Source organism: Bombilactobacillus bombi, assembly GCF_013607485.1.
Classification (GTDB): domain Bacteria; phylum Bacillota; class Bacilli; order Lactobacillales; family Lactobacillaceae; genus Bombilactobacillus; species Bombilactobacillus bombi_A.
On the sequence record NZ_SCHP01000047.1, the window covers coordinates 1 to 7,091 of the forward strand.

Here is a 7,091-nt window from a genome sequence, read left to right on the forward strand (position 1 = left end):
CAATTGGCTGATTATATGTACCATTATTTTGATAGGCATTGCCATAATTAACAGGATTAGGCGGTTGAGGTTGATTAACAGTATTGTAATTATTTTGATATTGATTATCTTGGGGCTTCCAAGCTTGTTGATAGCTGTTTTGATTAGTTGATAAAGATTGATTATTTTGATATTGATTATAATTGGCTGATTGTTCGTTATATGTTTGGGGATAATTATTTGGGGCAGGATTTGTGGGCGAATAATAATTTCTCGTATTTGCTTGTGGAGCCTGATTTGGCTGTACATTCGGTGTTGCTGAGTTACTGGAGTAATAATTATAATTATTGGTGGAAGATGACGGAGAAGGTGTTTGATAGTCGTTTTGGCTAGTTGGTGGCGTTGGCTTACTTTGATATTGATTATTTTGGTTATTATAAATAGTATCTTGACTGTTGCGAGGTTGAGCGTAAGCATTTTGGGCTGGATTGACTGAATAATTATTATAGGAAGAATAAGGAGCAGAATTTTCTGGTGACGCGGTGTTTTGGGGGTAATTATTTGGCACTGCGGCTGGAGGTGTATTTTGATACTGGTTATTAGTACTGTAATTAGGGACTGTATTTTGATTATTGTTAGCTTGTGGAGGATAATTCCCAGATGTATGGTTAAAATTTGCTTGAGGGTAATTATTTGGATTGATTTTTTGATGGTTACGCTTCATGGTTTTCTCCTTTATTGTGTAAATATTTAACCATTTTGTGATGTTTGATTCCAGCATCTAAGAATTGTGGTCCTTGAACGACAAATCCTAATTTACTATAAAAACCTTGAGCTTGATCTTGAGCACCTAAAGTCAAATAATCAATGTGGGCTTTTTGAGCTTGGTCTTCAATATATAATAATAATTGTTGAGCATAACCCTGACGGCGATAGGGTTTTAAGACAGCTACGCGTTGAATATGCCAGCCGTTATCTTCAGTGGTATAAAAACGTGTTGTAGCAACTGGTTTTCGTTCGCGATAGAGAACATAGTAAGTGCATTTATTTTCGTACTGATCAATTTCAAGTTCTTGAGGAACTTTTTGTTCAGCGACAAAGACTTTTTCGCGAATGCTTAAACTGTCACGATAAACATCAGAATCAATGGAATTAGAAGTTAATATTTTCATTTTGCTGTTTACTCCCTTTGTTTTTTGATAAAATGATTAGACACAACTGAGTGATTATTGTAGATATCTTTTGTTCCATTCAGAAATAGCAGTGAGGGCTTCTTTATAAACTTTTAGGAGCTTAAAAAGTTCAGGTGTGTGCTTATTATTTTGTGATTCGTGGAAATATTTGTTTTCGAAGTGGTTATATTTAATCAATTAGAATTCGAAAACTGTCAGTATCAATTGCAAGGTTATAAATTCTTTCTAATTTTATTTTCATAATCCATCTCCTAATTTATTTTATCATATAAGAAGGTATGATGATGATCGACAATAATTTTTTTGCAGCGGCCACAACTGACGTCATTACTCAGCATTTATTAGGACATGAACTATTATATCAATCCTCGAAGGGACCTGTAGGAGGGCTTATTGTGGAAGCAGAAGCTTATATGGGTGTTAAAGATAGCGCTGCTCATTCCTTTGGCGGTCGCCGGACTTCGGCCAATGAAGCACTTTATGCAGCTGCAGGTACAATCTATATTTATTCAATTTATGGCCATTATATGTTAGATATTGCTACCCAGGAATTGGATGAGCCCCAAGGAATTTTAATTCGAGCTTTACAGCCAACTAGAGGCCTTTTAATTATGCAGAAAAATCGCCCACAAGGTGATTTTAATCTTACTAATGGTCCGGGTAAACTAATGGCTGCATTGGGGATTAATTCCTTAGATTTAAATTTACAGCCATTAACAGCTTCGCCCCTAAGTATTTCTTCGAAGCGGATTCAACAACCGCGAAAAATTATTGCGTCTCCTAGAATTAATGTTAGTGTTGGCAGCTGGCAAATGCGGCCGTTAAGATTTTATGTTGCTCATAATCCTTATGTTTCAGGTATGAAAAAGGGAGAATATGATTTAGATAAGTACGGCTGGCGTTAAGATGCTGCTTCAGCAGGTGGGCTTTTTTGACTTTTACTCTAATAAATATTAAAATTAAATATCATTATTTAATGTTTAGGAGAAGTGTTAATGACTACAAAAGACAAGGAAAAGAAGTTTTTCGGTCAGCCATATGGTTTATCGACTTTGTTTATGACTGAATTTTGGGAAAGATTCAGTTATTATGGCATGCGTGCTATTTTACTATACTATATGTACTATGCTGTTAGCCGTGGTGGCTTGGGTTTTGATCAAGTTACGGCCGTTTCTGTGATGTCGATTTATGGTTCCTTAGTTTATATGACTAGTGTTCTGGGTGGATTTATTAGTGACCGCCTATTGGGCAGCCGTCGCACTGTTTTTTGGGGCGGGGTTTTGATTATGTTTGGACATATCTTTTTGTCCTTACCAATGGGTCGACCAACACTGTACTTATCAATTTTGTTCATTACTATTGGTACAGGCTTATTGAAACCTAATGTTTCTGAAATGGTTGGTGGACTTTATAGTGAGGATGATCCCCGCCGGGATGCTGGTTTTAGTATTTTTGTTATGGGAATTAATATAGGTTCTTTGCTTGCACCTATTGTTGTGGGACAGGCATGGAAATCCTTTAATTTCCATGTAGGTTTTTCTTTAGCCGCCATTGGAATGTTCTTTGGGTTAATTACTTATTATTTCCAAGGCAAAAAATATCTTCCTGATGTTAGTTTGAAAGCACCTGATCCATTGACAGAAAGTGAGTTAAAGCGTCTATATAAACGCGTAGGCATTTGTGCAGTAATTGTGATTGTGCTTTTTGCAATTTTATTTGCCTTACATGCTGTTAACTTAACTAATATCATTTCCTTATTTACTATTTTAGGTGTGGCTTTGCCGATTGCTTACTTTGTTATTATTTTGTCTAGCAAGAAAGTAACCAAGGTTGAAAAATCGCGTGTGCGCGCCTATATTGCGTTGTTTGTAGCTGCGGTAATTTTTTGGGCAATTGAAGAACAGGGTTCAACAGTTCTAGGCTTATTTGTAGCTAACAATACCCAACTAACTGTTAATCTCAACTTCTTAGGCCTACATTTGGATAAATTAGTTCCAAGCTGGTTCCAATCCTTAAATCCTTTGTTTATAGTCTTGTATACACCAATTTTTGCATGGTTATGGACTAAGTTAGGCAAAAAACAACCATCTTCACCAGCTAAATTCTGGATTGGGTTAGTAGTTACAGGCTGTTCTTATTTAGTCTTATTAATTCCTCTGATGGGTAATCACGGCGGCAAAGTTAGCCCTTGGTGGTTAGTTTTAAGTTGGGGAATTGTGGAAGTCGGGGAAATGTTAATTTCTCCAATTGGGTTATCAGTGACAACTAAACTGGCACCGAAGGCTTTTTCTTCAGAGATGATGAGTATGTGGTTCTTGGCAGATGCTGCCGGACAGGCAATAAATGCCAAAGTCGTACAGTTTTATCCTGGACATGAAATGGCTTATTTTGGAGTAACTGGTATTGTAGCTATCGCTTTTGCGGTTATTTTGTTAATTTTAACGCCCAAAATTGAAAAGTTAATGGCCGGTGTAAATTAGTTTTTTAAAAATATTATTTAAGAATTTTAAATTAAGGGTTGCAAATTCTCTGAAAATTTATTATTATATTTATTGTTCTTAAGTTAATATTTTTTGGAAGGGTAGCGAAGTCTGGCTAAACGCGGCGGACTGTAAATCCGCTCCTTCGGGTTCGGTGGTTCGAATCCACTCCCTTCCATTATTGGGTTATAGCCAAGTGGTAAGGCAATGGACTTTGACTCCATTATGCGCTGGTTCGAATCCAGCTAACCCAATTCTAGCTGAAACGTAAGTTTCAGCTTTTTTGTTGTAAAAAGGGTCGACTTAATGGATGTTTTAATTTAAAATGAATTGTGTCTATGTGCAATTTATAATTACTGTGGTCAAAGTGAGGGGGATATACATGCAAGAACCAATCTATGTCCAAATCCACAATCAAATTAAACAAGCAATTGCTGAAAACAAATGGCATATTGGACAGCGTATTCCTTCAGAACGTACTTTGGCACAACAGTTTGAAGTTAGCCGCATGACTATTCGCCAAGCTATTCAAACTTTGGTTGATGAAGGGATATTGCAAAGAAAGGTCGGATCTGGAACTTATATTGCTAGTCAAAAGGTACAGGAAAAAATGACCGGTACGACTAGTTTTACGGATATTATGATTGCCCAAGGGAAAAAGCCAGCAAGCAAATTAGTTTCCTATTATTTTGCGGATCCTAGCTTGAGTGAACAGGAACAGTTAAAGGTGGCTGCTGACCAGAAAATACTGCGTATGGAACGGATACGTTTGGCTGATGAGGTGCCTATTTGTTTTGATATTACTTCAATACCTGCCGAAATTGTAGCAGGCATTAGTCGCGCTGAAGTAGTAAAATCGTTATATCATGCTTTAGAGAAAAAAGGCTATAGCTTAGGTCATGCTTCTCAAACTGTTTCAGCAATGCTGTCTTCAGAAAAAGTTTCAGAATTATTAAAGATTAAAAAAGGCTCTTCTATTTTACGCTTACGACAGGTTACAATGTTAAGTGATGGGCGCCCTTTTGAATATGTGAGATCACAATATGTGGGGGATCGCTTTGAGTTTTACCTAGAAAGATAATTGGAGTTTTCATTTTGAAAAAGATTAATTTAAACAAGTTTAGTGTTTTGCTAGTACTTTATCTTCTTATCCAGCCGCTCTTAGATGTAATTACTGGCTGGCAAGTTAAACTATTACCACACTTTGGCTTAACAGTAGGAGTTGTGGTAAGAGCAATAATGTTAGTCGTAATTTTATATTTTATTAACTTAGCTGCAAAAGCGCGAGCTAATTGGTTTGACCGCCACTTGTGGCAATATTTTTTATTGTTGGTTATTATAATAGTTATTAATTTGGTGGTTAACAAGTTTAATAAGCCGGTATTCGCAACTTTTACAGAGCTTTCGGCGATTTTTAAAAGTGTACATTATCTAGTTATTTTGATTGGTTTTTATTATGTATTTCGCAATTTAAGGGCCAAACAAATTAAGGCACTAATTCCTACTGTCATATATTGGGCCCAAATGATTGTCAATGTAGTGATGCTTGCTGCAAGCCTAACTAATAGTGGCTTTGCCACTTATGACCAAGGCAAGGTTGGACAAACTGGCTGGTTTAATGCGGGTAATGAATTGGGAGCTATTTTGGCGATTACCTTTCCGTTGGTTATTTTATATGCTCTCCAAAAAAGTCAAGAACAAGGACAGTTTTGGTCTTGGATTGGGGTAGTTTTATCTGTCATTTCTATTATTATGGTTGGTACTAAGAGCTGTTTTTATGGCATGTTAATTGGTCTCTTTTTTGCCCTTATTTATCAAATTTTGGCTTACCGCTTTTGGTCACTTTCTAAAATTGCTAAAAAAAGCTTAAAAATCAATTTTTTAATAACTTGCCTCTTGGGGTTAAGTATTGCTGTCGTATATCCAGCTTCGCCTGTGCATACTAATAGTGTGATTCAGGCTAAGATCATTAAAAATAACCAATTAAACAAGAAAAAACTTTTACGTAAATCTAGACATAAAAAACATCTAGATCATTACGAGAGGTTCTTATTATCTAATAATGAATTAAGTAATCCTCTTTTGGCAAAACTACTAAGTGGTCGGACTAATTATTTTAATTTCAATAGTCGTCATTTTGCCAAAGCACCATTAATACAAAAATTATTTGGTATGGGCTATGGAAGTAATTATAAAAAGCATCCACGTACAGTAGAAATGGACTTGTTCGACTTATTCTTTCAATTTGGCATTATTGGCTTTATAGTGGTAATTTTACCCTTGTTAGTGAGTCTTTTATATCTAGCTTTTCAGCTTCTAAGGCATTGGACTAGTCGTAATATTCAAACAAATTTATTGTATTTTGCAGCGATTGCCATTGGTATTTTTATGTCTGTATTGGCCGGTCATGTTTTGAATGCACCAGCGGTTAATATTTATTTTAGTTTTATTTGTGCCTATTTATTAGTCATGGTGCAAGAGCCAACGACCTATTCTAATTCTCGCTTTTATAATAATGAGACGATAGGTTGATAGTATAATATGAAGAATCAAAAGAGTTTAGTTGTATGTATTAAATTTAAAAATAGATACTAATAAGGGGTGAGACAAATACATGTGTCTCACCCCTTATTAGTATGCTTATTAAAATCAAAATTATAAATATAGGACATTATTATACATTAATTTTAGCGCGCACTTTATTTAAAAGATAGTTAAATCCAATGCTAGCAAGGATAAAAATTATGGGTTGGATTGCAAAACTATAGCGGTACTGAACTTCATTAAAGATGTTAGAAAAGAGCCCTACAAAAATAATAAAAGGCAAGATAATTTTCAGAAGCTGTTGACGATAATCGGTTTTCCAAAATCCCACTAGAGCAAAAATAAAAACTATTAGGATATAGCCGCTATTTAACCAACTTAAAAGCTTATATAAAAATGAATGATAGCTGCTAAAATAACCTAAAGGAAAATTAAGACCATCAAAAATCCCAAAAGCATATAAGGCTTGTTTGTAAGCAAAAAAGTTCAATAAGTCTCTTTTTCGGGTTTGACTTAAAGTGTGTAAATTATCCTTAGTGATTTTTAAGCTTGCTTGAGGCCGGGTATATTTTTGTTTTTGGGTTAGTTGTTTAATTTGATTATTAACATCATTGCTGTAGCGCCCATTAGAAGCTAAGTGCAAACCAACTGCTAATCGATTATAAGGATCAGGATTAATCATTCCGACATCGTTAATATGATTAACTTTGACAGCTGTACTCAAAATCGATCCTGTAAAGGTAAAGACTGCAATAATAATGATAAAACCAGCAAAATTGCGCCGCCAAAATTTTAGCGGCTGAGCGAGTAACTGTAAGAAAAAATAAACTAGATAGGGTACTAAATAAACAATGGCATCAGGACGAATAAAATTACCAATCGCTAAAATAAGAGC

7 protein-coding genes and 2 tRNA genes are annotated in these 7,091 nt (G+C 35.3%); 6 read left to right on the top strand and 3 right to left on the bottom strand.

Going from position 1 to position 7,091, the window contains the following annotated elements:
* The coding region (locus EQ827_RS07110; protein ID WP_219912666.1) for a hypothetical protein at positions 1-703 on the bottom strand (703 nt) is incomplete at its 3' end.
* Positions 693-1,151, bottom strand: coding sequence for a GNAT family N-acetyltransferase (locus EQ827_RS07115; RefSeq protein WP_181190310.1), 459 nt, complete (start codon positions 1,149-1,151; stop codon positions 693-695). The genes EQ827_RS07110 and EQ827_RS07115, both read right to left, overlap by 11 nt.
* Before the next feature lie 305 nt (positions 1,152-1,456).
* Here EQ827_RS07115 and EQ827_RS07120 point away from each other — a divergent pair, with 305 nt between their 5' ends.
* The 6 genes from EQ827_RS07120 to EQ827_RS07145 all read left to right on the top strand — a co-directional run bounded on the left by EQ827_RS07120 (position 1,457) and on the right by EQ827_RS07145 (position 6,184).
* On the top strand, positions 1,457-2,077 hold the full coding sequence (locus EQ827_RS07120) for a DNA-3-methyladenine glycosylase (RefSeq protein WP_309109349.1): 621 nt from the start codon (positions 1,457-1,459) through the stop codon (positions 2,075-2,077).
* Between the two features lie 90 nt (positions 2,078-2,167).
* Positions 2,168-3,652, top strand: coding sequence for a peptide MFS transporter (locus EQ827_RS07125; RefSeq protein ID WP_181190311.1), 1,485 nt, complete (start codon positions 2,168-2,170; stop codon positions 3,650-3,652).
* A gap of 95 nt (positions 3,653-3,747) precedes the next feature.
* Positions 3,748-3,830, top strand: a tRNA-Tyr gene (locus tag EQ827_RS07130).
* 4 nt (positions 3,831-3,834) lie between these two features.
* A tRNA-Gln gene (locus EQ827_RS07135) sits at positions 3,835-3,906 on the top strand.
* Between the two features lie 128 nt (positions 3,907-4,034).
* The gene (locus EQ827_RS07140) at positions 4,035-4,733 is read left to right on the top strand and encodes a GntR family transcriptional regulator (protein WP_181190312.1); all 699 of its coding nucleotides are present in this window, start codon (positions 4,035-4,037) and stop codon (positions 4,731-4,733) included.
* A 14-nt stretch (positions 4,734-4,747) separates the two neighbouring features.
* Positions 4,748-6,184: an O-antigen ligase family protein gene (locus tag EQ827_RS07145; protein ID WP_181190313.1), complete on the top strand. Its 1,437-nt coding sequence runs from the start codon at positions 4,748-4,750 to the stop codon at positions 6,182-6,184.
* Positions 6,185-6,326: 142 nt separating this feature from the next.
* Here EQ827_RS07145 and EQ827_RS07150 read toward each other — a convergent pair.
* On the bottom strand, positions 6,327-7,091 hold a 765-nt coding region (locus EQ827_RS07150; RefSeq protein ID WP_181190314.1), incomplete at its 5' end, for a hypothetical protein.